Annotated in this window: 27 protein-coding genes; 10 read left to right on the forward strand and 17 right to left on the reverse strand. The window is 57.6% G+C overall.

What is annotated here, in order from left to right; all coding sequences use genetic code 11:
* From ACN2TU_RS19545 to ACN2TU_RS19565, 5 genes are all read right to left on the reverse strand, one after another.
* Positions 1-225, reverse strand: a complete 225-nt coding sequence (locus tag ACN2TU_RS19545; protein ID WP_435157705.1) for a DUF6684 family protein — start codon at positions 223-225, stop codon at positions 1-3.
* Positions 225-1,943, reverse strand: coding sequence for a cbb3-type cytochrome c oxidase subunit I (locus ACN2TU_RS19550; RefSeq protein WP_435157837.1), 1,719 nt, complete (start codon positions 1,941-1,943; stop codon positions 225-227). Before ACN2TU_RS19550 ends, ACN2TU_RS19545 begins: the two co-directional genes overlap by 1 nt.
* 595 nt (positions 1,944-2,538) lie before the next feature.
* Positions 2,539-2,829, reverse strand: a complete 291-nt coding sequence (locus tag ACN2TU_RS19555; RefSeq protein ID WP_435157706.1) for a hypothetical protein — start codon at positions 2,827-2,829, stop codon at positions 2,539-2,541.
* A 101-nt stretch (positions 2,830-2,930) separates the two neighbouring features.
* Positions 2,931-3,335, reverse strand: coding sequence for a hypothetical protein (locus tag ACN2TU_RS19560; protein WP_435157707.1), 405 nt, complete (start codon positions 3,333-3,335; stop codon positions 2,931-2,933).
* Positions 3,336-3,377: 42 nt separating this feature from the next.
* A complete protein-coding gene (locus tag ACN2TU_RS19565) occupies positions 3,378-4,250 on the reverse strand; it encodes a succinate dehydrogenase/fumarate reductase iron-sulfur subunit (RefSeq protein ID WP_435157838.1) in 873 nt (290 codons plus the stop codon).
* 178 nt (positions 4,251-4,428) lie between these two features.
* On the opposite strand from ACN2TU_RS19565, the gene ACN2TU_RS19570 reads away from it, so the two are divergent.
* The 4 genes from ACN2TU_RS19570 to ACN2TU_RS19585 all read left to right on the forward strand — a co-directional run bounded on the left by ACN2TU_RS19570 (position 4,429) and on the right by ACN2TU_RS19585 (position 6,983).
* Positions 4,429-6,003 carry an acetolactate synthase large subunit gene (locus ACN2TU_RS19570; protein ID WP_435157708.1) on the forward strand — a complete coding sequence of 525 codons (1,575 nt, stop codon included), beginning with the start codon at positions 4,429-4,431 and terminating at the stop codon, positions 6,001-6,003.
* Positions 6,004-6,066: 63 nt separating this feature from the next.
* The gene (locus tag ACN2TU_RS19575; protein WP_435157709.1) at positions 6,067-6,195 is read left to right on the forward strand and encodes a hypothetical protein; all 129 of its coding nucleotides are present in this window, start codon (positions 6,067-6,069) and stop codon (positions 6,193-6,195) included.
* 36 nt (positions 6,196-6,231) lie between these two features.
* On the forward strand, positions 6,232-6,534 hold the full coding sequence (locus ACN2TU_RS19580; protein WP_435157710.1) for a hypothetical protein: 303 nt from the start codon (positions 6,232-6,234) through the stop codon (positions 6,532-6,534).
* Positions 6,522-6,983, forward strand: coding sequence for a nucleoside phosphorylase-I family protein (locus ACN2TU_RS19585; protein ID WP_435157711.1), 462 nt, complete (start codon positions 6,522-6,524; stop codon positions 6,981-6,983). Before ACN2TU_RS19580 ends, ACN2TU_RS19585 begins: the two co-directional genes overlap by 13 nt.
* Before the next feature lie 22 nt (positions 6,984-7,005).
* Here the strand turns inward: ACN2TU_RS19585 and ACN2TU_RS19590 are convergent, their stop codons facing one another.
* The 10 genes from ACN2TU_RS19590 to ACN2TU_RS19635 all read right to left on the reverse strand — a co-directional run bounded on the left by ACN2TU_RS19590 (position 7,006) and on the right by ACN2TU_RS19635 (position 15,078).
* Complete coding sequence (locus tag ACN2TU_RS19590; RefSeq protein WP_435157712.1) at positions 7,006-7,395, reverse strand: DoxX family protein; 390 nt, start codon at positions 7,393-7,395, stop codon at positions 7,006-7,008.
* 1 nt (position 7,396) lies between these two features.
* A complete protein-coding gene (locus ACN2TU_RS19595) occupies positions 7,397-8,215 on the reverse strand; it encodes an aldo/keto reductase (RefSeq protein ID WP_435157714.1) in 819 nt (272 codons plus the stop codon).
* A gap of 72 nt (positions 8,216-8,287) precedes the next feature.
* Positions 8,288-9,115, reverse strand: coding sequence for a phosphosulfolactate synthase (locus ACN2TU_RS19600; RefSeq protein WP_435157840.1), 828 nt, complete (start codon positions 9,113-9,115; stop codon positions 8,288-8,290).
* 563 nt (positions 9,116-9,678) lie between these two features.
* Entirely contained in the window at positions 9,679-10,116 is a 438-nt protein-coding gene (locus tag ACN2TU_RS19605) for a hypothetical protein (RefSeq protein WP_435157715.1), read from the reverse strand.
* A gap of 720 nt (positions 10,117-10,836) precedes the next feature.
* Positions 10,837-11,238, reverse strand: a complete 402-nt coding sequence (locus ACN2TU_RS19610; protein WP_435157717.1) for a hypothetical protein — start codon at positions 11,236-11,238, stop codon at positions 10,837-10,839.
* A gap of 190 nt (positions 11,239-11,428) precedes the next feature.
* The gene (locus tag ACN2TU_RS19615) at positions 11,429-11,569 is read right to left on the reverse strand and encodes a hypothetical protein (protein ID WP_435157719.1); all 141 of its coding nucleotides are present in this window, start codon (positions 11,567-11,569) and stop codon (positions 11,429-11,431) included.
* A 255-nt stretch (positions 11,570-11,824) separates the two neighbouring features.
* On the reverse strand, positions 11,825-12,175 hold the full coding sequence (locus ACN2TU_RS19620) for a toxin transporter (protein ID WP_435157720.1): 351 nt from the start codon (positions 12,173-12,175) through the stop codon (positions 11,825-11,827).
* 329 nt (positions 12,176-12,504) lie between these two features.
* Positions 12,505-13,848: an MmgE/PrpD family protein gene (locus ACN2TU_RS19625; protein WP_435157722.1), complete on the reverse strand. Its 1,344-nt coding sequence runs from the start codon at positions 13,846-13,848 to the stop codon at positions 12,505-12,507.
* 73 nt (positions 13,849-13,921) lie between these two features.
* Complete coding sequence (locus tag ACN2TU_RS19630) at positions 13,922-14,776, reverse strand: DUF3179 domain-containing (seleno)protein (protein WP_435157723.1); 855 nt, start codon at positions 14,774-14,776, stop codon at positions 13,922-13,924.
* Between the two features lie 161 nt (positions 14,777-14,937).
* On the reverse strand, positions 14,938-15,078 hold the full coding sequence (locus tag ACN2TU_RS19635) for a hypothetical protein (protein WP_435157724.1): 141 nt from the start codon (positions 15,076-15,078) through the stop codon (positions 14,938-14,940).
* Positions 15,079-15,380: 302 nt separating this feature from the next.
* On the opposite strand from ACN2TU_RS19635, the gene ACN2TU_RS19640 reads away from it, so the two are divergent.
* Positions 15,381-16,001 carry a hypothetical protein gene (locus ACN2TU_RS19640; protein ID WP_435157725.1) on the forward strand — a complete coding sequence of 207 codons (621 nt, stop codon included), beginning with the start codon at positions 15,381-15,383 and terminating at the stop codon, positions 15,999-16,001.
* Between the two features lie 41 nt (positions 16,002-16,042).
* Positions 16,043-17,515: a stage II sporulation protein M gene (locus ACN2TU_RS19645; RefSeq protein ID WP_435157726.1), complete on the forward strand. Its 1,473-nt coding sequence runs from the start codon at positions 16,043-16,045 to the stop codon at positions 17,513-17,515.
* 24 nt (positions 17,516-17,539) lie between these two features.
* On the opposite strand, the gene ACN2TU_RS19650 is transcribed toward ACN2TU_RS19645, so the two are convergent.
* Complete coding sequence (locus ACN2TU_RS19650) at positions 17,540-19,174, reverse strand: potassium channel family protein (protein ID WP_435157727.1); 1,635 nt, start codon at positions 19,172-19,174, stop codon at positions 17,540-17,542.
* 131 nt (positions 19,175-19,305) lie between these two features.
* Between ACN2TU_RS19650 and ACN2TU_RS19655 the strand changes: the two genes are divergently transcribed.
* The 3 genes from ACN2TU_RS19655 to ACN2TU_RS19665 all read left to right on the forward strand — a co-directional run bounded on the left by ACN2TU_RS19655 (position 19,306) and on the right by ACN2TU_RS19665 (position 21,489).
* Positions 19,306-19,458, forward strand: a complete 153-nt coding sequence (locus ACN2TU_RS19655; protein ID WP_435157728.1) for a hypothetical protein — start codon at positions 19,306-19,308, stop codon at positions 19,456-19,458.
* Positions 19,459-19,597: 139 nt separating this feature from the next.
* Positions 19,598-20,389, forward strand: a complete 792-nt coding sequence (locus ACN2TU_RS19660) for an HAD-IIA family hydrolase (protein ID WP_435157729.1) — start codon at positions 19,598-19,600, stop codon at positions 20,387-20,389.
* 59 nt (positions 20,390-20,448) lie between these two features.
* Entirely contained in the window at positions 20,449-21,489 is a 1,041-nt protein-coding gene (locus ACN2TU_RS19665) for an enolase-like domain-containing protein (protein ID WP_435157730.1), read from the forward strand.
* 1 nt (position 21,490) lies between these two features.
* Here ACN2TU_RS19665 and ACN2TU_RS19670 read toward each other — a convergent pair whose 3' ends face one another.
* Positions 21,491-23,737 carry a PAS domain S-box protein gene (locus tag ACN2TU_RS19670; RefSeq protein WP_435157731.1) on the reverse strand — a complete coding sequence of 749 codons (2,247 nt, stop codon included), beginning with the start codon at positions 23,735-23,737 and terminating at the stop codon, positions 21,491-21,493.
* Positions 23,738-24,049: 312 nt separating this feature from the next.
* On the opposite strand from ACN2TU_RS19670, the gene ACN2TU_RS19675 reads away from it, so the two are divergent.
* A complete protein-coding gene (locus ACN2TU_RS19675; RefSeq protein WP_435157732.1) occupies positions 24,050-25,024 on the forward strand; it encodes an aldo/keto reductase in 975 nt (324 codons plus the stop codon).
* Positions 25,025-25,148: the final 124 nt, after the last annotated feature.

Genomic DNA, 25,148 nt, shown 5'->3' on the forward strand with positions numbered 1-25,148 from the left:
CTATCTGACGTAGTGGGCCGCAATCCACGTCAGCAGGCCGAGGAGAACCAGCGGAATAATTGTGAGTCCGAGGCCGATAATACCCATAAACGTATCGTCAGGCCACGGCGAAAAGAATAGAAAGAGGAAAAGGAAGAACGCGAGGATGAACATCGGTACGATGTTCACCGTGATGTCAAGCAGGGTTTCGCGATCGAAGACGGGGTTGGAATCCGCTTCCGCCATCAGTCGTCACCTCGCTCGGGGCGCGCACTTCCAGCATCTTCCGGCCCACTGCCGTCGGTGAGTGCCGTCTCACGGCGCTTCTCGAACCACGTCCACTCGGGCGAATTCATACCTTCGGCTTTGAGGTTCCAGGGGTCGCCGGATTCGACGAGCGGTCCTTCGAGCCACGACTGAACGATGTTCCAGACGAAAATGAGTTGACCCACAGCGAGGATAAGTGCCCCGAGAGTGGCGACTTGCTGCCACGTCGTAAATTGCGGGAGATAGGTCGCGTATCGACGGGGCATCCCGCCGTAGCCGAGGAACATCATGGCGAAGAACGTGACGTTGGAGCCGATCATCGTGAGCCAGAAATGCCAGTGTGCGAGTTTCTTCTGGTACATCTTTCCGGTGTAAATCGGGAACCAGTAGTAGACGCCCGCGAACAGGCCGACCGCAATCGCGCCCATCACGATGAAGTGGAAGTGACCGACGACGTAGTAGGTATCGTGGAGCACGAGGTCAACCGGGATGGCTGCCAGGAACACACCGGTGACGCCGCCGATGATGAAGTTCTGGACGAAGCCGATACAGAACAGCATCGGCGCAGTCATGCGGAGTCGACCGTTCCACATCGTCGTGATCCAGTTGAACACCTTCACGGCGCTCGGAATCGCGATCGCCATCGAGACGGCCATGAAACTCACGCGAATCCGTGGATCGATACCCGTCGCGAACATGTGGTGTGCCCAGACGCCAAACGAAAGCACACCGATGGCGAGCGTCGAGTAGACGACGAACTTGAACCCGAACAGTTTCCGGCCCGAGAATCGCGGGAGGATGAGACTGATGAGGCCCATCGGTGGGAGGACGAGGATGTACACCTCGGGGTGGCCGAAGAACCAAAACAGGTGTTGCCACAGAATTGGCCCGCCACCGCCATCGACCGCGAAGAAGGTGGTGTCGAAGTTGCGGTCGAGCAGGAGCATGATGAAGGCACTGCCGAGCAGCGGGAACGCGAACAGAATGAGTCCCGACTGCGTGAGCATCGTCCACGAGAACAGGTCGAGTTCGGGCCAGTCGATGTCGCGTTCGGTGAAGATGGTGGCGATGAAATTTATTGCCCCCATCGTCGCGCTGATTCCCGAAAGATGCAGGCCAAGAATCATTAGGTCGGTCGCCGGACTTGGCTGTTCCGCCGACAGCGGCGTGTACATCGTCCAACTCGTCTGCGGGGCTTGGATACCAGTCCCCATCGCCGCGAGCGGGAAGCCGATCCAGACGAGAATCGCGGCGGGCGGCAGGAGCCAGAACGCGATGGCGTTGATGCGCGGGAACGCCATGTCGTCGGCCCCGATGAGCAGCGGGATAAAGTAGTTCGCGAACGCGGCTATCATTGGCGTCCCGAACAGAAGAAGCATCGTCAACCCGTGCGTGGTGAGTAACGCGTTGTAGAACCCCGCCTGCATGAGGTCGGCGTCGGGAGCGAGTAGTTCGATTCGCATCAGGAGGACGCCCAGTCCGCCCCAGACGAACGCGATGATCCCGTAGAGGCCGTACAGCATGCCGATATCCTTATGATCGACCGTCGTCAGCCAGCGGAGTATTCCCGCCGGTTTTTCTGCGTACTCGACTCGTCGCTCTTCGACTTGCCCCCACCCCCCACCTGCGGGTGTGTACGACCGCCAGTCTTCGACCCGAAGGACGAAGAACAGAACGGCAAGGAGGAATCCACCCATCAGGATGGTGAGCGCCAAGTCCATGGTTAGCGCGGCCATCGTAGGGTAGTTGGTTGGAGAAGGGTAATTCCTTTCGGTTGATTGTCATTTATTGCGGGAGAAATATCGTCCAATCAATTACCTGAATTGTTTTCGATGGGAGAGATTTGAAAATCCAGAGTCAAAATCTAGCTACGGAATCTCGACAAACCAACATGACGCGCGCTAGCACAAGCCTGAGGAGTTTACCTCCGAAGGCTTGTGTTGACAGCGTGCGAGGTCTTCGTGAGCGAACGCGAGCGAATGGCTCGTCGGAGCATGCCTCCGACGGTGGATGACCGATTGAAACGAGGGAATCGGTTGGGGAGGCGTGTGGCCTACGGTTGCGGTGGCGGTATTTGGAGTCGTGATTTGCTACAGGAAATAGAGTGAGAAAATCACGAAAACAGGATATAATCAAACGGGAGTGAGCAAATCACGACTCCAAACGAAGCCTGCGAAAGACACAACCTTTCGCGGTACCGGAAAACCGTTGCTTTTCCGTAGCTCGCAAACGCTTCGCGTTTGCTCACCCGTGAAAATCTTCGATTTTCTCCGGCCTCGCTTCGCTCGCCCGTCATCCACTGTCAGAGCTTTTTCTGACAAGCATTCGTTCATTTCGTTCACGAGGAACCGCCCCGCACCGCCAGTTCGCGGCTTCGCCGCTCACAATCGAGATTTCGGAGAAATCTCGCACTCCCCACTCCTCTCCGTCAGCGCGGAGTTGCACTCGGTGTTCGCTTCGCTCTCGACTCACGGCTTCGCCGTTGTCTCGCGGCATTGCCGCTCGACAGTCCGCGGAACGGAGTTCCGCGCTATTCGCTTTCGAGGCGACGCCGTCGCCTCGCTCCCTTCGTGCAAATCGCACTGACGCAACCTTCAGCTGAATAGTCAAGCGACGGGAGGGACGTTGACAGGTCAGAGAAGCCCATTTCGGACACCTTACAGAACTGCCAATCTCGAACTGACTCACCGCGAGAAAATCACGCGATTCAGAAGGGCCACGAGGAACAGACCAATGGTCAGGATAGCACCGAAAAACAACCCGAACAATGGTGTCCCGGCAATCGTTCCGCTGGCAGTCGGGAGTTCCAGCAGAGCAAGAACCCCAGAGACGACGAACCACACGCCAAACCAGAGTTCGGGCCTCGAAGTGATGTGGTCATCGCCGGTCGCGGCCCATTCGTTCATTTTCGCGGCGACGAACAGGTACAGCGTCGTGCCAGCACCAGCGAAAACGCCCAGAAACGGCGTTTCCGGTTCGACGTTCAAGAGGAGGAGCGTGAACGCGGACGAGAGGGCGACGAACACCACAGCCCACAGTTTCGAATGTTGGGCGATATGCTCGTCTCGTCCCCGAGATTCGACATTCATATTCGTTGTATCAACGTTTAGAATAATAAACATACCGTGTGGCTACCAAAATTTGAGGTTTCGCTTCACCGCCTCTCGCTTGAGTTCCTGAATATGCTCGGTTAGCGGGATATCCTTGGGACAAACCTCGGTACACGAAAACTGCGTCTGACAGCGCCAGACGCCATGTTCCTGATCCATGAGATTCAGTCGATGTTCGGTCGTCGCCTCGTCCTCGCGTTCGTCCATGATGAACCGATAGGCCGTGCTGATGGCCGCCGGGCCGAGATACTGGTTGTCGCCCGCCGCGATGTTACACGAGGACATGCACGCCCCGCACCAGATGCAGCGCGTTGCCATCTTGATCTCCTCTCGGTTTTCGCGCGACTGGCGCTGTTCTACCAGTTCATCGTCGGGGAGCGAATCGGTCTGCAAAAACGGTTCGATGGCCTCCATCTGGTCGTAGAAATGTTCCATATCGACGACGAGGTCTTTGATAACTTCCTGATGCGGAAGCGGTTCGACCTGTATCGGTTCGTCCAACTCGGAAACCTGTGTCTTACAAGCGAGTCGCTGGCGGCCGTTGATGAAGACGGCGTCGCTCCCGCAGATGGCTTGCCGACAGGAGTGGCGCACCGTCAGCGTGGAATCGAACGTGTCGCGGGCATAGATAAGCGCATCCAAAACGGTCAGACCGCGTTTGTACGGTACGTGAAAGCGGTCGAATCGTGGTTTTTCCTTCTCGGGGACGTCCGGGTCGTATCGGAACACCTTGAGATGAACCGTATCGGCCGAAGTCTTCTCGTCCTTCCGCGCCTCGGATTCACGCGCATCGCGGCGGCGTCGCCGCTTTTCGGCCATGCGGCGCTCCTGCGGCGACTGGCTAGCCCGGAACTCCTCGGCCTGCGTATCCTCCATCGGTTCTTCCGCACGCATCTGTCCCTCAGAATGCTCCGTCTCCTGTTGACTCACTGGAAACCCCTCTCCGAACCGTATCTCGGGTTCGACGGCAATAAACCTCGTCGTTGAATTGACGCCGTGAAATCGGCTATCCGGTGTGAGGAGTCATGCAGGTGCCAACAAGAACTAATCACCCTCCGTCGTACCGTAAACGATGAAAGCATCCGACCTGCTCGTCGAATGTCTCGAAGCGGAAGGGGTCGAGTACGTGTTCGGCCTGCCAGGAGAGGAACTCGAAGACGTGTTGTTTTCGATTCGCGATTCGGATATCGAGTTCATTCCCGTGCGCCACGAACAGGGCGCGGCGTTCATGGCTGACGTTCACGGACGCGTAACCGGATGTGCGGGAGTCTGTCTCTCGACGCTCGGGCCGGGTGCGACGAACCTTCTCACCGGGGTTGCAGACGCCCACCTCGACAAGAGTCCGCTCGTCGCAATCACGGGACAAGCTGGACTCGAACGGCTCCACAAGGAAAGCCATCAGGCGCTCGATATCGTCCATACGTATCGCTCGGTGACGAAGTGGAACGCACAGTTGAGCGACCCCGAAGTCATCAACGAATCGGTTCGTAAGGCGTTCAAACTCGCCGAATACGAGAAACCCGGCGCGACGCATCTCGAATTTCCGGAAGACGTGGCGGGGGAAGAGACGAGCGCCGAACCGCTCGAAGTCCGAGAACAAGTCCGGCGGCCGGACCCCGATCGAAAGTCGGTCGAACGCGCCGCGGAATTGCTCGAAGCGGCGGAACATCCGCTCATCATCGCGGGCAACGGCGCGGTTCGGACGCGAACGGCCGAAGGACTCCGCGACTTCGTCTCCGAAACCTCGGTTCCGGTCGTCGGGACGTACATGGGAAAAGGCGCGCTCTCGGACGCGGACGACCACTCGCTGTTCACGCTCGATTCGGGCGAGAACGGTGAGTCGGCGGATGCCATCTCGCGGGCGGACTGCGTCCTCGCCGTTGGCTACGATATCGCTGAACACGACCCCGAAAAGTGGAACCCGAACCTCGACAAACGAGTCATCCACCTCGACCACGAACCCGCCGAAGTGTACGAACACTACAACCCGGACGTGGAACTCGTCTGTGACATCTCCGCTGGACTCGAGGCGCTGCTGGAGGAGGTTGACGTGGCCTGTCCGGAAGCGTGGTACCGCGACCAGCGCGAGGCACTCGTCGAACAGATGACGAACACGCCCGAAGAGGACGACCCCGTAACTGTTCGGAACGTTCTCCCCCTCCTGCGCGACGTGATGGCCGACGAGGACGTGCTCATCTCCGACGTTGGAAGCCACAAGATGGCAATCGCACAGGATTTTCCGACCTACGAGCCGAATTCGGTCATCATCTCGAACGGGCTCGCCAGCATGGGCATCGCGGTTCCGGGGGGTATCGCGGCTGACCTCGCGCTTGACTCGAACGTTGTGGTCGCGACCGGGGATGGCGGATTTCTAATGAACGCGGCGGAAATCGAGACGGCGACTCGGCTCGGATGTGGCTACACGATTATCGTTTTCAACGATTCCGAGTATCGACTTATCACCGAAAATCAGGAGGCGGACAAGGGTGAACACTACGGAACCGAACTGACGAATCCCGACTTCGTGACGTTCGGGGAGAGCTTCGGCATCGACGCCGTTCGGGCGGAGTCATGGGACAAAATCGGGGATGCACTGCAATGGGCGGTCGAGAGCGACGAAATGACGCTCGTCGAAATCCCGATGTAGCGTAGTACCGACACGCGCTGGCGGAACGACTATCAGAATTCGACTGTCATTGGTACGCAACGAATGACGAATATGACGGAACATTCGTCGTCGACCGAACTCACCGTGCTTCTCCTTCCAGCGTTTGCCGCCGACGATTTCGTCTCCGATGGCGACCTCCCCAACGAAATCGAAGCGTGGTTCGACGCCTAGGATTTTTCGAGTAAAATCGAGGTTCCCGGTGCAAATATGCCGGTGTATTCTACGGACGACGGAATCGGAATCACGTCCACCGGAATGGGAATATCGGAAGCCGCGACGACCGTCACCTCGATACTTGCCGCGCCCGAACTGGACTGTTCGGACACGTATTTCCTGTCGGTCGGAATTGCGGGGACGACGCCGGAAGTCGGAACGCTCGGGTCGGTTTCATCGCCGATACGGTCGTGGATTGGGACTGCAAACAGCGATGGGCCGAGCGCGACGATTCGGAATCTTCCCGCAACCTCCAACTGCTTTCGTATCGCCCCCGAGATTACGTGTATCGGCTAGACGAGAGGCTCGTCGCAGATGCGTACGACTGGGCACGGGAAGTTGAGTTGCGGGACACGAAGTCCGCACAGCGTTTCCGAGACGAATACTCGCAGGAACCAGCACGCGAAAAACCGTCGATCGGGATCGGAGCGACCCTCAGTGGTGACGAATTCTGGCACGGAAAAACGTACTCCGAAGAAGCCCAGTGGCTCGTCGAGCAGTACGACGCGGGAACCTACGCCACGACCGAGATGGAGGATTACGGAACCGCGACCGCACTCGACCGATTCGATCGACTCCATCGCTATCTAAGCGTCCGCTGTGTCGTGAATTTCGACCGACCGCACGAAGGACAGACGGTTCGTGAAAGCTTGGACGAAGACCTCGGTAAACCGATTATGGAACTCGGAATGGAAAACGCATTCCAAGTCGGGTCGCGGATAGTGGACGGGTTACGAAAACGATGAGCGACTAATCAGTCGTTCACCGTTACGCAGTGGACTCCCAAAGTCGATCTTCCGGTTCCCAGAGCGAGTACGGCCCAGTGCCGAGATACAGAATGCCGACTGACGCGAGAAGCACCGTCAGATTGAGCGGGTTCACCCCGGCAGTGATGATGGCGACGAGCATGACGCCGACGAGTGCGAGCGCCGCGACTCGTCCGGCGATTCCCAGGAGGAGCATGAGGACTGACACCGCCTCGATGGTTCCGACGACGAGAACTAGTATTTCGGGCGCAGGAATACCGAGACTCGCGAAGAATTCGACCTGTCCGCCGTAATCCAGAAACTTCCCCACCGCCGGGAGTGTAACGATTGCGGCAACGAGGATGCGTAAGAGGAGTGGCAGCCATTTGCGAAGTTGGCTCGTCGCACTCACGTTAGACCCCCAACCGGCCGCGAAACATCGACATCCCGGTTCGAATGCGCGAGGGGCGAGCGATGAGTTCCATCTCCGTCTCGGTCAGCTCGAAATCGAAGATGTCGAGGTTTTCTTCGAGATGCGCTCTGCTCGTGGATTTCGGTATCGTCACGACGCCGTCATGCTGGATGACCCATCGAAGCGTGACCTGTGCGGGTGTTTTGTCGTATTTCTTTCCCAGTGTCGTGAGAATTTGGTCGTGCAGTGCTCCGCCGTGAGCAAGCGGACTGTAGGCCGTCAACAGCACGTCGTTTGCTCGGCAGTAATCGAGGAGTTCGCGCTGTGGGTTGTACGGATGGAACTGCACTTGGTCAGTGAGAACTGGCGCTTCGGCGTCCTTTTGCGCCGATTTGAGTTGTTCCTCGTCGAAGTTGCTCACGCCGATATGCCGGGTCAATCCGTCGTTTTGCGCATCCGACAGGGCACTCATCACTTCCCGGGTGGCGGCAATCGGGTTCGGCCAGTGGATGAGCAGTAAATCGACGTAATTCGTCCCGAGTCGTGCCAAACTCTCGTGAACCGAGTCGATGATTGCGTCGTGAGTTCGGTGCATCGGCCACACCTTCGTCGTCAAGAAGACCTCCTCACGGTCAACGGCGGCGTTCTCGATGGCTTGTCCGACCTGCCGCTCGTTTCCGTACGCCTGTGCCGTGTCGATGTGACGATACCCCAAATCGATGGCCGTTGCGACCGCGTTTCGGCAGGTTGACCCCTCCATCCGCCACGTTCCGAGGCCGATTTTCGGAACATCTATGTCCTGTATCGTCTCGTACTCCATGGATGGTAGAGGATAGCAAGGAGTAAATAGGACGTGGCAGACTGGTGTGGCGAACGTTCAGATGTAGCGTTGTCAGTCCGCACCCTTGTACGACACCACCCTTCCCCACGAACTCTTCTTGCCCCACAAGCCGGAGCGCATGCACTCCAACTCCACGATTTGGGAGTTGTCCACGAACAGGTTCACCTCCGGGCCGAAGTTCTTGATGTACCACTCGAACACTTCGGGGTCGGCGGCTTCGAACACACAGTTTTCGATGCCGATTTCGTTGGCAATTGCGAAGGCTACGTCGGTGCGCCATTCGCGAACCTGTTCCGTGATGCCCTCCGATTCGACCATGATTTTGTAGGCTCCGGCATCGAGATGGCGCTGTGCCTCCCGAATCGCACTCGCCGGGTCGATCGCCTCCTCGCTCTCCAACTCTTCGACCGCCGAGGCACCGCCAGCGCCGAACTGGACGTTGATTTCGGGTTTTGCCTTCAAGCCGTGCTCTTGGACGAGGTCGGTGAGTGCCACGAGGTCGTCGGTGTCGATGGCGATGAACCCCGACGAAATTTCCACGATGTCGAAGCCGAGGTCTCCGGCCTCCTCGACGTACTGTTCGACTTTGTCATTGTCGCGCACCAGGACGTTCTCGATGAACCCCCCGGTCGAGACTTGCACGTCGTACTCGTGACAAATCGTGATGAGTTCTTCCACTACGTCCTCGGGCATCAGGGCGAACGACCCGCCGGAGAACTTGTAGATGTCCACGTACTCGCCCATCGTGTCGAGGATGTCTTGGAGTTCGCGCGGCCCCATCGGGTCGTAGTACGGCCCGCGCATCTCCGTGATTCCTTTCTCACGTGGTTTCGATTCGCGCTCGTTGACGTGCAGAAAGTCGAATGCTCTGTCGGTCATGAAACCCCCGAATCTCGTACAACGAACTCCTACAAAGATGTTGGCGACGGGGAGATAGTGGTGTTTGTCTTTTTTGCGATTATGTCTTTTCTGGAGTGTTGCTGGCTGTGGCCGACTCCAATGAGACCGCACCCGCCCACACGCCTCCCCAACTGATTCGCTCACTCGCATGATACTCGGCAGGCCTGCGCGTCCCGCAGGCCTGCCAACGCCCGCGCCACAGAACTTACGAAGATTCGAAAGCCCACCATCCAACCGCCATGGCACGCGCTGGCCCACGTCGGAAGGCACGCCGCCCGGAGACGTGGGCTGACAGCGTTCGAGGGATGACTGAGAACCGGAGTGACGAAGGAATCGGTCGGGGAGGGTGTGGCCTGCGGAGGCGGTCATTTGGAGTCGGTAGTACCCAACAACAGTATGAAAACATAACTCACTCCGGAGACACAGAATTACGATTTAAGGTACATCTCGAAAACAGCGCAATCCACTGTGTGAAAACGAACGGCACGAATCGCGACAAAGATAATCAGGTACCGAAACGTCAGAAGGAACCGGTAATCAGGTCAGCACTTCTTCTTTCCGTCTTTCTTCTGTTTCTGGTCGTTCTCGTTGATTGCGTCGGATTCCGCGACCTGCTTGTTCTTGTTGACCTGTTCTGTGTCGGCACTGCCGCCGTCCGCGGCGTACGCGACCGCACTGTTCTGTTCGTTACCGTTCAACTGCTGAACGTCCTGATCCAGGATACCCTCCGAGGACGATTTCTGCGAACTCGTCCGTACTTTGTGCTGGTGATTTTTCACCCACTGATTAAGGTCGGTGTTCGACATGTCCGCGCCGAAGACGAGGGAGACATTTTCGCCGTCCGCCTGGACGACCTTGCCGCCCTCTCCTGTAGGTTTCTCGCCGACCGAAACTGCGTTCACCAATCCGACACCCATCATCGCCGTCACGAGCAGTACTGCGAGGAGCAGACTGCGTCTCGTCTGTGCTTTCGTTACCATTCGTTCACTGAGTTGGAAGCTTTGTTTCGTTCTCAATCATTGTTTTGTTACTCAAATATTTCATCGATATTTTCTCTAATTCCGGTGTTTACCCATGTTATTGACAGTTTGAAAATCGACAGACACAGGCAATTTTACCGACAAAAACGGTTTAACGCCAGTTGATTGATAATTCTGCCGAAATACGGTCTCGCTTGCAGCGGGTGCGAAACTCCGATAATTGCACATCTAACGTGAACATGATTGAATGAAGCCTACTTTCCGACCGTTTTGACCCACAATATCATAATTTACTTGATAATTGGGCAGTGATACGTCAGGACGGGTGTGACTGTATACGTACCAAGCGGTTTCTGTATCGTTGATACGATCGGGCCGAGAGGACGAATGCAAAGAATCAAACACGCATTCAGCTCCCGCTCCGTGTCGCGCTCGATACGCCCATCGATTCGATAGAAGATCCGACTGACGAACCCCATCCAACAGTACAATCACGGACGGGAGCATTCTGGATACCCCCTCCTCGTTCGCCGAAAGGAGTCGCTCTTAGTATCAAGAGAGGAATCGCCGACAGGGCGAGAACGACAACAGTTCGAAGTCGAATCCAACCTTTGCCACCGTGCTATCGAAGGCGATGGAAAATCGATCGAAACTGGTCGAACGGAAACACGAATTGGCGAGGTACTACCCTTGACCAAGGGTTGTACAGAATTCGACGGTTCAACTACCGTCTCCGTTCGTCGACACGGGAGACTTGCCGTTTCTCGCGCTCGGACATCCCGCACCGTATCGTTCGAGATGCCATAGGAGGCCACCTCCAGCCTCCGGAACGCAGGAGTCCATCGTCTCAGTTGTCGCCTTGGCTGTCGCTGCATCGACACCAGCCCCTGCACCGACATCGGTGGTGCGATCTCCATTATCGCTCGTGCTCTCCCCCACAGCAACCAGCCCGTTCGTCGTGGAATCGATTCCTGCCGTCGCTCCGAAGACGACAGTCACGGCCACGCTAGATACCAACACCGCTAGCAGAATAATTCCGATAGTAGCGTTCTTCGTACCCCATCCTTGCTGTTCCGCCTGAGAATCGCCCCGATTGCCCGACTCCGCCCCCCGTTCGGTCATAGCCCTTCCAAAGTGACGCTCGTCCTTTGTTATTCGGCACGCACCGAACCCGTACTTTGGATTACTGACGTCGAACAGTGCCGAACAAACGATATGCGTCGCTTTCGGGTACTGTATGAAAAAATCGAAACGCGCCACTCGGTAAGGTGATGGTATCCCCGTGATGGTTCAGTTACGACTCGGTACCGGGTTACCACTGGTACTGTTCGATTTCAGCTTCGGAATCTGCGTTTAAGACGTGCTGGTTGGCCTGCTCGCTTTCCTGCTCAGCTTTTGCATCACGATAGATATCGACCGCGTAGTCCTGCTCGTTGTCGTTGACTTGGCTCACGTACTGCTTCTATTGGACTTCAGAATTCGTCTACTAGAAGCTCATTTGCTTCTGTTCGTGTCTCTTCCGCCGCGAATATTTAGTATTGAGTTTGTCAGTTTCAACAGCCACGCCAGCGAACCTGGCGGCAAACGTCCGGGACATCACTAAGCCGGATCTCCGTCTACCCTGCTCTCTATTGAGTCGTCGAGAGCACTCGATAAACGCATCCAATGCTTGATATCGCTAAAAATAAAATTCCGCCGTCTATTGGAGTTAGAACTCGAACTCGTTTTCGAGTTCGTTGTCTTCCGCTTCCTGATCCTGTTCGAGCTCGTTTTCGGCTTCCGCTTCACCGATCTGCGCGTTCTCGTTCGACTGCTCGGCCTCTTGCTCGGCCTCAGCATCGCCGTAGACCGCTATCGCACCGAACTGTTTCTGGTTGTTCCAGTTCGCCTGCTTATTCCACTGCTCCTGCTTGACCTCGGCATTGGCCTTCTGCCACGCCTCTTGATCTTGTTCGAGCTCGTTTTCTTGATCTAGTGCTGCGACAGAGCCGCTGAAGCCAGCCGTGACAACCGTCGCCATGACGGCCATTGCGAGTAGTAACCTAAGTGCTTTCTTCATGATTTTCACCTGGCCCGACATCCGGGACATCTCCGCGCCCCGTGTCGGCCAATTACTCCTGTTGCCGCGACTGTATTTCAACCCACAGTACCGTTCAATTCGACTGTCAGTAACGACGAGAGAGATTAACCCGTATAAGCAAATAAAACGTGTGAAACCTAGAAATTCGGGAGGTGCGAGCAATTATTTTGGAAGGGACTTACTGAATATGGTCGTTCTACTCTCCGATATATTGGCACTCATCCGTTAACATTGACACTCCTTCTGCAATGCCATATGGTACCAGATTGCAAAGACTATTCGAGTTAGCGAGAGATTGGGTGGAGGGCTCAGTCGAGGAGCGCAACGAGATCGGCGATATCGTGATTTTCGAGCTGGAGAACTGTTTCGACGATTTGCTCCCGTCGAGATTCATCATATCGCGTAGTAGCCATCCGGTCGAACTTCGCTTCTATCTGCTCCCACGACATCGAATTGTTCGGGTGCCCTTCGAAATCACCCTTCTCGATGCGGTGAGTCGTTCCATCCCCCATCGTGATCTGGATAACCGCTGGCATCTCGCCGGCTTCGAAGCGGTCGGTCAACACCGAATCCTCGTCCACATCCACGGTTCGAAGGAGTTTCTGAACGTCGTTCCGCCGGATTCGCTCGGGGTCGTACTGCGCATTCGTCATCTCGCCGTCGATAAGTGCCGCTGCCAGCATGTACGGCAATGAGTGGTCGGCCTGCGCCTTCGTCTCGACTTCGTATCGGCTTCCCTCACCGCCACCGATAATGAGTTTCGCGCCCGCGAACGTGTCCAGGTGAATCGAAGCGACGTCGTCGGGGTCGATATCCTCCCGTTCCTTCAGTTCGATGATTCCCTCCACCGCGGACTGGGCGTACGTCTCGGCGACGTACTTCTTCGTCATCACGTCGTGGACGCGCTCGCCCGGCGAGAGATCAACCTCGAAGTCGCCGGCGACGATCTGTTTCCACCCCTTCTGGCCTTCGAAGAGATTCGTCGGGCCTTCGACGCCGTTTTTCGCCAGCATCGCGGAGTAAACACCGTTTCTCGCGGCGTTTGCGGAGGCCAACCCTTTCCACTCCGAGATACCCTCGGTTCGTGTTACCCGGAGGGCATTGTGTGCTGTTCCCGCGATGCCGAGTGCAGACCGGATCGCTTCGCGGTCGAGACCGAGCAGTTTCGCGGCCCCCGCAGTGATGGAAATAACGGTGTGCGTGACGTGGTCCCACCCCCGATCACGAACCGGGGCGTTCCACGCGAGTTCACCCTGTACTTCGTAGGCAATTCCAACCGCAGTGAGGAGGGCGTCCCCGGAACGTTCTTCGTAGTCGCCGCACGCGATTATCCCCGCGATGTTGTCACTCGGATGCGGTGTTTCGCCGGGTGCGAGAAACGAATCCATGTAATCTAGGTAGCGCACTGCGGCCGTGTTCAGCATGGTCGCATCCGGGGGTGACGCCGTTCCACCACCCCAGAGTGTGCATCCCTCACCATTCATTTCCTCGACCGTTTCCCGAACGGCTTCGACCGGTTGTTCTCCCATCGCACCCACCGCGATGCCCAGCGAGTCGAGAATCCGTTTTTTTAGTTCGTCCACTGTTTCTCCGGAGAGGTCGTCGTACTCCGTTTCGGTGACGAAATCTGCTATCTCGGCGGTTGTCGTCATGCGATGTGAGTGCAACCGGCACGACCAAAAGCACACTCGGGCGTTCATCGCGTTTCAACAGGGAAAGTCGGCGTTACTCGTCGATCCAGAATCTGTCGTCGCCGTGGTCGTCCTGCCACGCGAACGCGAACAGGCGTCGTACCGGAAGTCGTGTCAATTCACGACCGTCGTCACTCACACCTCGCGCACCGTGCCACCGCGTCCCGTTGGCGCGAAAATACGACCCATCCTCGTGCTCGAACTCGAATCCGGGATTCTCGAAGGCGTGAATCCCCTCCGCCGAGAAGATGACTGCACGGGTTTCACCGACCGTCGCGGCGACGACGCCACCCGCGGCTTCGACGCGAGGCAATGGGAATCCAAGCGCTTCGCCGTCCGATTCGAGACCGAGGACGACGGTTTTCGGGTCGAGGTCGTCACGATGCCATTCGCGGGAGTCGCCCCCGCGATGGGCGTCCAGTCCGAATCCATCTCGCTCGAAATACGACCGATACGAACCATCGTCGTAATCGATGGGTTCCGGGTCGTCACCGGAACCGCTCGCTTCGCTTTTCCCGCCCGGCGGTTGAAGAACGAGACCATCGGGATGGTGCTCGCGGAATCGTTCCCACGAAAGTAGTCCAGCAGGCAATACCGTGAGTGATTCGCCACGGAGTTCGCCCGCTATTGCCTCACCACTCGACTGTTTCCACTCGGTTTCCGTCTCGCGGTCGTACATCACGAGGTCGTCATCTGCGAGTTTGCCCGAAACACCGAATTCAAGCATGTCGTCGTCAACTCGACGCGAATAAACGACTGCACTACCGCAGAGTGGACACCACGTCACTGCAATCGGGCCGTCGTCCGGGGCGTCGTTGACGATTTCGTGATAGTGGAGATACCGGATCGGATACGCTCTCGCTGACCCGGTATCGGGCTGAAAGACCACGACTCGGTCGTCCGGGTTTCCACCGTACTCTCGCCCGAACTCGGGGGAAGTCCACGCTCGGGATGGCGTCGCGGGGAATGACCTGCCTCACGTTCATACCGAGTCGTTCCGCCGAATAATATAAAAGATCGAGGGAGACGGCGGTTTCGTGGGGGAGTCCGTTACTTCGGATACCGGACGTACGGGCCGGGAAGCAGAGCGCGGAGAGAGAACGACCGCCGACGCGGTGTTTCGTCCTCCTCGTCGGGAGTCACCGTTCTCGTAGCCGTCTCGTTTGATTTCTTTTCTGTTGCTATCATCATGTGTATAAAACACCTCAAACACCTTAATTATGGATCGAATAACCGACCGACAGGGAGGGAATGAATTGAAATACGGAGCCGACTAATCGGTTATTATGAACGTTCCGACGCGTCGGTTTCGACGACGTATCGTCGATGTGCTCGAATCGTTCGTCATCGGAATTTGCTGAGTGTGACAACTGATAACACTCATAGTGGATGTTCCTCTCAGTCCGCTTGTCGCGCGAAGACGGGTAGGTGCGGATTATCTTCGACAACACGGCGTTACGACCGGCGCACGGTTGTCAGGTGAAATGGATAATATGGCGGCGTACGCGCGTCCTGACTTCGACCCCGAAGAGGTTCATCCGAACGTCCGGCGATTTTACGAGCACACGGCCGAGTACGACCTCGCCTATCGAGTTCGATGGCATCGCGGATTTCGATTCGGTGCGAGCCTCGTTCTTCGTCTCATGAAACGCATCGAGCAACTCAACCTTCCCGGCCCGACGGAATCGACGACGGGAACCCTCAGCAGTCGAATCGTCGCCGTCAGTCCGGACGACGACCCACGAGATGGAGCACGGGCGTGGATTCGGACGAACGAATCGGGAACCGCCGTCTTCGTCGCCATCTACGCGAATCACGTTCGAGACGGGACTCGGTACGTCAATATCGCGGTACCGCTCCCCTGGTCGAACCTGAGTACAGTTCTCAACGTCCGACACCTCGACATCGGCGGTGAATCGAACGGTCTCGAACTGACGACGAAAACGGAATCCGGCGACGAAGGCCTCTATTTCGTCACTCCGCTCGGTTCCCTCCCGCTCCCAATGAACCAGCGGTTTCGCGTGTGGCCGGACGGTGACGGAATCGAAGCACGCCACGAGATGTGGCTGTTCGGTAACCGATTCCTCACTATCGAGTACGAATCGCACGCCTGAACACCACTACACATATCTCATTCGAGTAGAATGTTAGTAATATGAAGTTCAGCGACGCCAGTTCGTCGGTACGGTCGGTGCTCCTCTCCCGACCAGCCACGGTGCTCCCGGTGTATCTCGCCGGAACGAGCGTCGGCATGGTCGCACAATCGGTGCCAATCGTCGGAGTTGTGTTGGCCTACCTTCTCCTCCTCGGAACCGGTCGTATCGAGTCGGTCTTCACTGCGTTGCAGGGCGTCGATTTCAGCGGATCGGATGTGAGTGAAGCTGAAATAGAACGCCTCGGTGATGCGATGATGGGACTATTGACACCCGGAACGATCACCGTGCTCCTCCTCTCGGTAGTCGGCGCTATCGTCGTCCTGTTCATCGCTCGCGCCATCGCTGAAGCGGCACAGGTTCATACTGCGACGGCTGCCCTCCGAGACGAGCACGCCATCGCAACGGGAATCACGGGTGCGAGCGAGGATTCGTGGACGTTTCTCAAACTGGCCATCGTTCGGGCACTCGTGTTTCTCCTGCTGTTGGTGCCTGTCGGCCTGCTAGCCGCCTTTGCCGCAATCGTCAGCCCCGCATTGATTCTACTGCTCTTCCTCGCAGTTCTCCTCCTGATTCCGGTGCTGTTCGTCGTCTACCTCCTCTTCCTGTTCGTCCCCCAAGCAATCGTCATCGATGGCCTCGGTGTTCGGACGGGAATCCGTCGAAGTGGTAGTTTCGTCTGGAATAACAAAGCCCGTGTCGCGGCGTATCTCGTCATCGTAGTGGGCCTCGTCGGTATCGTCGGATTCGTCGCGGTTCTGTTCCAGTTCCTCGGTGTCGGCCGACTCCTTGGAATCGCCGTCGCGTTCGGTGTGACGCCAACCCTCAGCGTGTTGAAAACCGCACTCTATCTGGATGAATCTCCCCTCGAATCCCGAAAACGCGGGTCGGTTCGCGGCGCTCTCCGCCGCGGACTCGGTGAACTCGCCTCGTTCGTCTTCGGTCGGCCGGGACTCGTTCTGGTCGCAACCGGCCTGTTCACGGTCGGAATCGTCGGCGGATGGTTCGCAACCAGTCCCTTCGCACTCGACAGTCTCCAGACGAACGTGTCCGAAAACGTGTTCGGTTCAATTCCCGTCGATATGTTCGTCACGCTGACGGCAAACAACTGGCTGGTCGCCATCTCGGCGGCGTTCGCCGGACTCGCCTTCGGTGCACCGACCGTCGTCGCACTGCTGTTCAACGGTCTCATCGTCGGCGGTGTCGTGGGACTGCTCCCTAACACGACGCTCGCGGTTGCGCTCATCGCACCACACGGCATCATCGAAATCCCCGCATTGGCGATTGCAGGCGCGCTCGGCCTTCATCTCGGCGGCGTCGCGTGGCGGTACGTCCGCGGTTCCACGACGGCGGCCGACTTGGCAGGGGAACTCATTCGGGCGTACTATATCCTGCTGGGACTCCTTCCGGTGTTCATCGTCGCGGCGTTCATCGAGGCGTTCCTGACGTGGTGGGTCGCAGCCAACATCATGTAGGTTGAACGAACGTTCCCCACCCGGCTACTGTGCGAGTTCGGCGAACTCGTTCGTGTCTTCGTCAGTTCCGGCGATAATAAGTTGGTCGTCTATCCGAATCGTAAACTCCGGGCCGAGGTCGGTGATGACCTCGCCGTTCCGTTCGACCGCGATGACGGTACACCCCGTCCGGGAGCGAATTTCGGCATCCTTGAGGTTTTGCCCCGCGAGCCGTGGCGCGGTCGTTCGAACGATTTCGACCTGTTTGTCCGGCGAGATTACTTCCTCGTCTTCGAGTATCGTCGAGGCGAGCATCCGACCACTGACCGTTTCGAGCGCGAGAACGTAGTCGGCACCGGCGCTGTACAGTTTGCCGATGTTATCCGTCTCGTTCGCTCTGGCAACGATTTCGACCCCGGGTGCGACTTCGCGCGCGACGAGAGTGGCGAAAATCGTCGTCGTATCGTCGCCGAGGGCGAGAATCAGTGCGTTCGCGTGTTCGACACCTGCGTCGCGCAACGCCGCCTCATCCGTCACGTCTCCCACAACATCGACGCCGGGTTTGTCCTCGATATCGACGACGACGGTGCCCATGGCTGTCGATTGCATCTCCTCTTCGACCGTCGAACCGACTTCTCCGTACCCTGCGACGATGACCGACCTGTGAATCGGAGCGTGCTCGTCCGAAAATGTCATCTCTTTTAGCCGTTCGAGCTGTGCCTCTCGACCTGCCACGAGGAGAATCGTACTTTCGTCCAACACGGTATCCGGGGAGGGTGAACTCTGAAATTCACCACGTCGCCAGAGACCGATAATGCTCGCACCAGTTCGTTCCCGAATGCCACTCTCCGCGAGTTTCGTGTTAGCGACTTCGCCGCCGTCCTGAATGGATAGCTCGACGATTTCGAAATCCTCTCCGATGGTAACCGTCTCGCCGAGGTCGGTAGTCACCGACGCTGTCACCTTTTCAGCGAGACTGTGACCGAGCAGACGTCGTGGCGAGAACACCTGGTCTGCTCCGGCGTAATTGAGATAGTTCGTCAAGTCGGCATCTTCGACGAGGCTGATGATCTGGACATCCTCCGACACTTCTCGAACTGCCAGCGCAATACTCGCGTTCTGTTCGTCAGTCGCATCCGCGATGACGGTATCCGCGCGCCCCGCGTGCACTTTTTCGAGCACCTCCGCCGATTCCGGGTCGCCGTGAACCACGCTGACGTTCTGTTCATACAGGTCGAGTGCTTCTTCTCGGTCGGTGACGACGACAACGTAGTCACGACTCCACGACCGGAGTTCGTCGATGAGCGTTTCCGCGCGCGGAGAGTATCCGCAGATAACGATGTGGTCGTCGAGTTCGTCCATCGACGTCGGCGGACTCGCCCGGATGGCTTCCTGAATCCACGGCGCGACGAACAGCGGCAACGCCATGAAGATGAGGACGACGCCGGTCATCTGCATGATGATGACCAGCACCTGCATTTCCACCGAATCCCAGTAGATAGAGTCTGTCCCGTAACCGGTCGTCGTGAACGTCTCGATGACGATACCGAACGCTTCGAGAAAGCTTCGGTCAACGCCCTCGAACGTCCGCATCGCCCACGAGTAGACGACTGTGTACACGACGAGAACCGTGAAGAATGCACCAACGTAGAGTAGCGCTCGCCGCCGTTGTCGTTTCATCCTCGTTTTTGCTCTGTCATCCAGTCGTCTTTATTTTGCCGCCTTTATTCCGCCGTCCGACATCGACTTGCACTCGGTTCCCGAATGCTCGTGTATATACATCGGGAAGACGGAACAGCCTTGCTGCCTCTATGACGACCCCAACGCTACCGCTCGAATCGCGTCTGAGGGAAAAGAGCGACCGAATCATCGAAGAGTTCGGGGACAATCTCTCCCACACCGACCGCGACCTCGTTGAAGCCAACGTCGTCCGCTGGGTGCTCGGTGGAGAAAAAACCGGGTGAGAGGGCTAGCGTGAATTTTTACCGCAAACCGAAGCCAGAACCGGCAGGATGATCGGTGCGCTGTCAGTTCTGTTCACACTCATGTTGTATCTTGACCCGTGCGGGTGATTAAACACCACCTAGTTCGTTATTCAGCGTAATGGCAACCTATCGTGGTGCGATTGTGGACGTAGACGGGACATTGGTTCGAGGCGACGACCGCCTACCCGGTGCGGACGAGGGCATACGAACACTCCGCGAGCACAGGATAGACCTCCTCCTCTTCTCGAACAACCCGACACAACCGCCGAAGCACTACGTCGATCGACTCAGCGCGCACGACATCCCCATCGACGCCGAACAGGTGCTCACATCGGCACTCGTCACCGCCGAGTTCCTCGAAACCGAGTACGAGGAACGCGACCTGTTCGTTGTCGGCGAGACGTATCTCCGCGACCTCCTGCGTGAACGCGGGTTCACGGTTCGGGACGACCCCGACGCGGGCGAAGTCGTCGTCGGGTCTATCGACCGCGAGTTCGATTACGACGAACTCACCCGTGCCCTCTGGGCGCTCGAAGACGGCGCGGCGTTCGTCGGCACCGACCCGGACGTGACGATTCCAGCCTCGGAACGCCTCGTCCCCGGCTCGGGAGCCATCATCAACGCCATCGCGGGCGTTGCGGGTCGGGAACCAGATCACATACTCGGAAAGCCAGCACCGGAGGCCGGAGCGACGGCACTCGACCATCTCGGCATCCGCCCCGAAGAGTGCCTCGTCGTCGGCGACCGCCTCAACACCGATATCGCGCTCGGCGAACACATCGGCGCGACGACTGTTCTCGTCCGTTCGGGAGTGGCAACGTCGGACGATCTCGAAAACGCTGAAATTCAACCGGACTACGTCCTCGACACCGTCGGGCAGATAGGCGAAGTGCTGGCAGACCGAAGATAGCCACACCGTCGTGCTGGACTCCACCCGACAGTTATCCCGCTTCCCGTTGTCCACTACCCATGGCGCTCTACGACCAAGTGGCCGATCTCCCGCTCGAAATCGAATCCTGTGCGTTCGAAACGCACGAACGCGAAACCTCCAGCGAGTTCACGCGCGTCACGACCGAAATCGTGCTTCGCGGTGCTGGCGAAACCGGTAGAGGCGAAGACGTGACATACGACGAAGACGACCAGTATGCGCTGGCCGACGCTGAATTCGACTTGTCCGACGAGTACACCCTCGACGAGTATTCGACGCATCTCGCCGAACAGGATTTGTTTCCCGAAGGGCCATCCCGCGAGGATTTCCGTCACTACCGACGGTGGGGATTCGAGAGCGCGGCGCTGGATTTAGCGCTGCGGCAGGCAGACACCGACTTACCAACAGTACTGGGTCGTACCACGCTCCCGGTCGAGTTCGTGGTAAGCACGCGACTGGGCGACCCGCCGAGTGCGGAGCGCGTTCGACAGTGGCTGGAAATCGACCCAGAGATCCGGTTCAAACTCGATGCCACGCCGGAGTGGTCTGCCGAACTGGTTTCGGAGCTGACCGATACGGGAAACGTCCGGATCGTGGATTTGAAAGCGCAATACGAGAACACCGAAGTCGGCCAGTCGGCAGACACCGACCTCTATCGGCGCGTTCGGGATGGGCTCCCAGATGTGGTTATGGAAGACCCGGCCTACACCGACGAAACCGCGCCGGTTCTCGACCCTGCTCGGGATCGAATTTCGTGGGACGTGCCGATTACGGACGTCGAAAGCGTGGAGTCGCTCCCGTTCGAACCGAAGTGGTTGAACATCAAGCCGTCGCGGTTCGGAAGCGTCGAATCGTTGTTCGACACGCTCGAATACTGCGAACACCACGAGATTCGACTGTACGGCGGTGGACAGTTCGAGTTGAGCATCGGCCGTGGGCAGATTCAACTGCTCGCCTCTCTGTTCTATCCGGAGTCACCAAACGACGTGGCTCCGCGCGAATACAACGACCCGGAACCGACTGACGGGCTTCCGACGAGTCCGCTCGCTGCGCCGACCGTCGAGGGATTTCGGCGACTGTAGGTTACTCCGGGCGAATTTGAAAACACACCCCTCCGTCGTCACCGTCGCAGACCGAAATCGACCAGCCGTGGGCTTCGACAATGCCTTTCACGATCGACAGTCCCAGCCCCGACCCATCGTCCGCGGTGGTGTGGCCGTGTTCGAACACTGCCGTGCGCTCTGTCGGCGGGATTCCGGTTCCATCATCCTCGACGTTAAAACCGGCAAACTCCGTCGAACCATCTGAATCATCGTCGATTCGTCCGACTCGAACCGTCGTCGAACGTCCCGCGTGTTCTACGGCGTTTTGAAACAGGTTCTCGAACAGTTCTTGGAGGCGGCCCCGGTCGGCATCGACATCGCCGAGTGCGTCCACCAGAAGCGTGCTCTCTCCCGTATCGACGTTCGCCCACGCTCGTCGAACGACGGTTTCCAAATCGACCGACTCGGTGTCACTGACGACCAGCCCTTGCCGTGCCAACGTCAGCAGGTCGTCGATAAGACTCCCCATTCGGTCGAGAACGCCCCTCGATTTCTCGAAATGCACGTCATCACCACGTTCTCTGGCGAGTTCGAGATGGCCCTGCGCGACGTTGAGCGGGTTTCGCAAGTCGTGCGAGACGACGCTGACGAACTCCTCCAATCGTTCGTTCTGGCGTTTGAGTTCCTGTTTTCGTTGTTTTCGCTCGGTCACGTCGCGGGCGGAGCCGAGTTGCGTGGTTTCACCCTCGTAGGTGATTTCGCGCACGTTGAACTCCGCGTGCCGAATGCCGTCGTTTTTGGTCACGATTCGCGCTTCGTAGTGTGGCGGGTAATTTCCACGACTGCGTTCGGCTACGATATGCATGATCCGGTCGCGCTCCTCGGGATGTAACAACTCCCAGATACTCATTTCGAGGAGTTCGTCGCGGTCGTAGCCGCTCAATTCACACACTCGCTGGTTGACGAACACGAACTGGTCGTCGCGGTAGATGTAAATCGCGTCGTGACTCTGTTCGACCAGCGTCCGGTATTTCTCCTCGCTCTCGCGGAGGGCGGTCTGTGAGCGGATTCGTTGGAGCGCTTCGGTGGTGTGTGAGAGCAGCAGTTCAGCCAGTTCCGCGTCGTCGGAATCGAATGCGCCGACTTCTCGCGAACCAGCTTGAAACACCCCCTCCTCGCCGATTGGCGAACTCAGCAGCGACCGATATTCGGCCTGTGCCGGGGCGGAAACCCCCTCTTCTCGCACGTCGTCCAGCACGATAGTCTCGTTGCTTTGATACGACAGACCGGCGACGCCTTGGTCGATTCGAAGTTTGGTGTAGCCATCGTCGGTCATCCCCGTCGAGATGGCTTTGGGGATGAAGTAGCCGTCCTCGACGATATCAACGCCGCAGATGTCGAACTGGAGAATGCTTTCGGCAGCATCGACGGTCAAATCACAGATTTCAGCAGGCGTCTTACACGCTTTCATCTCTGATGCGATTTCGTGAAGTTCCTCGATTTTTCCCTTCTGCTCGCGGAGTGCCGCTTTGATTCGCTCGTGTTCCGCGATGCTCCGGAGGACGCCGACGGTTCCCCGGAACTCGTCGCGATGGGTTAACAGACCGATTCTGGCTTCGCACGGAATCCCCTGTCCGTCCGCGGTTCGAAGTTCCGCTCGCAGCTTTCCAACGTCTTCGTCGCCCTGAAGCAGGTTTTTGATGAGTCGGTCGCCGCGGGATACGTCCACGCCGTCTAGGAGGAGGGAGATATGTTCACCGACGAGTTCGTCCCGGTCGTACCGGGACATCTCCGTGAGAGTATCATTGACGGCAGTCACAATGCCCTCGGTGTCCAGCGTGTACACACCGTCACCCATCGCCTGCACGATGGACTGATAATGGTTGAACCGCTCACGTGGGCGTCGAGCGTCGGTGGTTGCGCGTGTGATAGTCGTCGTCACCGCGGTGGGGCGCTCTTCTTCCGTTTCGGTCGGGACGTATCCCGATACGCCTACTTCGACGGCTTTGCTCGCAATTCGCTCGGTTCCGGAGGTAGTAGAGAGGATGAACGGAACGGTCGGGTGTTGGCCGAGCACTCGCTCGGACAGCGTGATGCCATCTCGGTTCGGAAGTACATTGCCACTAACAACACAGTCTACGGCCCCGCTCTCGATTTCGTCGAGAATTTCCTGCTCGTCGTCCGCAGTACGGACCGTTAACGCTGGTGCATCGCGCTCCAAATCGGCCGGAACGACGCCCGTGTCGGCAAGCGGGTCGAAGTAGAGCACCCGGATGTCCGTTTTCATACTATCGGCTCTCTCTACTATGGACGTTTGTCCCTAAAACTAACACTATTTTTTGTTAAATTATTGTCGTGTTTGGCAGACCGGTTTCGTTGAATCGTTCGGTCTGTTCAACGAAGATGTCACTACGTTGTCGTGCGGCCCGAGCACAGTTTCACCACACAACTCGAAAAACTAGAAAATGAAAACTCCCGTGGCGGTGAGAGCGCCCAAGAAGGATGTTTTACAGAATGATTTATAGATAGCTATCTGGATAGCTCTACAGAAATCTCGTCTGTGCGTAGTTTTTTCTCGTCTGCCCGCGAGTCCCGCGACATGGAGTACACGACACTCGGCGACACGGGAATGGAAGTCAGTCGCATCTGTCTCGGCTGTATGAGTTTCGGGTCGAGCGACTGGCGCGAGTGGGTGTTGGACGAGGACGAAAGTATGCCCATCATCGAACGGGCCATCGACCTTGGCATCAATTTCTTCGACACCGCGAATATGTACTCGCGCGGCGAAAGCGAGCGAACCCTCGGAAAAGCGCTCGACGGTCGTCGTGACGAGATGGTCGTCGCCACGAAGGGCTACTTCCAGATGGACGAGACCAACCCAAACTCGGGAGGGCTATCCCGAAAGGCCATCGAACAGGAACTCGATAACTCGCTCTCTCGACTCGGCATGGACACCATCGACCTCTACCAAACCCATCGCTGGGACGACAGAACACCCATCGATGTAACCCTGCGAGCACTCGACGACGCGGTTCGGCGCGAGAAGGTGCGCTATTTCGGCGCGAGTTCGATGTGGGCATACCAGTTCGCAAATGCCCTGCACACGAGCGAGCGACTCGGACTCGACCGATTCGTGACGATGCAAAACCACTACAACTTGGTCTATCGCGAGGAGGAACGCGAGATGCTTCCGTTCTGTGAAAAGGAAGGAATCGGCGTCATTCCGTGGAGTCCGCTCGCCCGTGGCTACCTCACCCGACCGCACGAGGAGTTCGAGGACACGACTCGGGGACAGACCGACGACTACGCCCACGAGCATCCATATGCCGATAATGGTGGTGCGGAAATCAACGAGCGCGTGCAGGAACTCGCCGCGCAAAAAGGCGTCACGATGGCACAAATCTCGCTGACGTGGCTCTTCCACAAGGAATGGGTGGATGCCCCAATCGTCGGCACGACGAGCGTCGAACATCTGGAAGCCGCCGTCGAAGCGCTCGACATCGACCTCTCGTCCGGCGATATGGCGTATCTCGAGGAACCGTACGAAGCGGTTCACGTTTCGGGTCACCAGTAGGTAAACATATCAACTATTCCAATAGATGCCAAAGCTTTGAAGGTATTGAAGATTGACAGCGTTCTGTGGGGGTATACCATGGGTCAACTGTCCGACTACATATCAAGACGGCGTATTCTCGCAG

This window comes from Haladaptatus marinus, from assembly GCF_051194195.1.

Bases quoted from the DNA above. Each gene is read 5' to 3' on its own strand.
- ACN2TU_RS19545 (WP_435157705.1), bottom strand. From the start codon at position 225: ATGGCGGAAGCGGATTCCAACCCCGTCTTCGATCGCGAAACCCTGCTT.
- ACN2TU_RS19550 (WP_435157837.1), bottom strand. From the start codon at position 1,943: ATGGGTGGATTCCTCCTTGCCGTTCTGTTCTTCGTCCTTCGGGTCGAA.
- ACN2TU_RS19560 (WP_435157707.1), bottom strand. From the start codon at position 3,335: ATGAATGTCGAATCTCGGGGACGAGACGAGCATATCGCCCAACATTCG.
- ACN2TU_RS19565 (WP_435157838.1), bottom strand. From the start codon at position 4,250: ATGCGTGCGGAAGAACCGATGGAGGATACGCAGGCCGAGGAGTTCCGG.
- ACN2TU_RS19570 (WP_435157708.1), top strand. From the start codon at position 4,429: ATGAAAGCATCCGACCTGCTCGTCGAATGTCTCGAAGCGGAAGGGGTC.
- ACN2TU_RS19575 (WP_435157709.1), top strand. From the start codon at position 6,067: ATGACGAATATGACGGAACATTCGTCGTCGACCGAACTCACCGTGCTT.
- ACN2TU_RS19580 (WP_435157710.1), top strand. From the start codon at position 6,232: ATGCCGGTGTATTCTACGGACGACGGAATCGGAATCACGTCCACCGGA.
- ACN2TU_RS19595 (WP_435157714.1), bottom strand. From the start codon at position 8,215: ATGGAGTACGAGACGATACAGGACATAGATGTTCCGAAAATCGGCCTC.
- ACN2TU_RS19600 (WP_435157840.1), bottom strand. From the start codon at position 9,115: ATGACCGACAGAGCATTCGACTTTCTGCACGTCAACGAGCGCGAATCG.
- ACN2TU_RS19605 (WP_435157715.1), bottom strand. From the start codon at position 10,116: ATGGTAACGAAAGCACAGACGAGACGCAGTCTGCTCCTCGCAGTACTG.
- ACN2TU_RS19610 (WP_435157717.1), bottom strand. From the start codon at position 11,238: ATGACCGAACGGGGGGCGGAGTCGGGCAATCGGGGCGATTCTCAGGCG.
- ACN2TU_RS19620 (WP_435157720.1), bottom strand. From the start codon at position 12,175: ATGAAGAAAGCACTTAGGTTACTACTCGCAATGGCCGTCATGGCGACG.
- ACN2TU_RS19625 (WP_435157722.1), bottom strand. From the start codon at position 13,848: ATGACGACAACCGCCGAGATAGCAGATTTCGTCACCGAAACGGAGTAC.
- ACN2TU_RS19635 (WP_435157724.1), bottom strand. From the start codon at position 15,078: ATGATGATAGCAACAGAAAAGAAATCAAACGAGACGGCTACGAGAACG.
- ACN2TU_RS19640 (WP_435157725.1), top strand. From the start codon at position 15,381: ATGGCGGCGTACGCGCGTCCTGACTTCGACCCCGAAGAGGTTCATCCG.
- ACN2TU_RS19645 (WP_435157726.1), top strand. From the start codon at position 16,043: ATGAAGTTCAGCGACGCCAGTTCGTCGGTACGGTCGGTGCTCCTCTCC.
- ACN2TU_RS19650 (WP_435157727.1), bottom strand. From the start codon at position 19,174: ATGAAACGACAACGGCGGCGAGCGCTACTCTACGTTGGTGCATTCTTC.
- ACN2TU_RS19655 (WP_435157728.1), top strand. From the start codon at position 19,306: ATGACGACCCCAACGCTACCGCTCGAATCGCGTCTGAGGGAAAAGAGC.
- ACN2TU_RS19660 (WP_435157729.1), top strand. From the start codon at position 19,598: ATGGCAACCTATCGTGGTGCGATTGTGGACGTAGACGGGACATTGGTT.
- ACN2TU_RS19665 (WP_435157730.1), top strand. From the start codon at position 20,449: ATGGCGCTCTACGACCAAGTGGCCGATCTCCCGCTCGAAATCGAATCC.
- ACN2TU_RS19670 (WP_435157731.1), bottom strand. From the start codon at position 23,737: ATGAAAACGGACATCCGGGTGCTCTACTTCGACCCGCTTGCCGACACG.
- ACN2TU_RS19675 (WP_435157732.1), top strand. From the start codon at position 24,050: ATGGAGTACACGACACTCGGCGACACGGGAATGGAAGTCAGTCGCATC.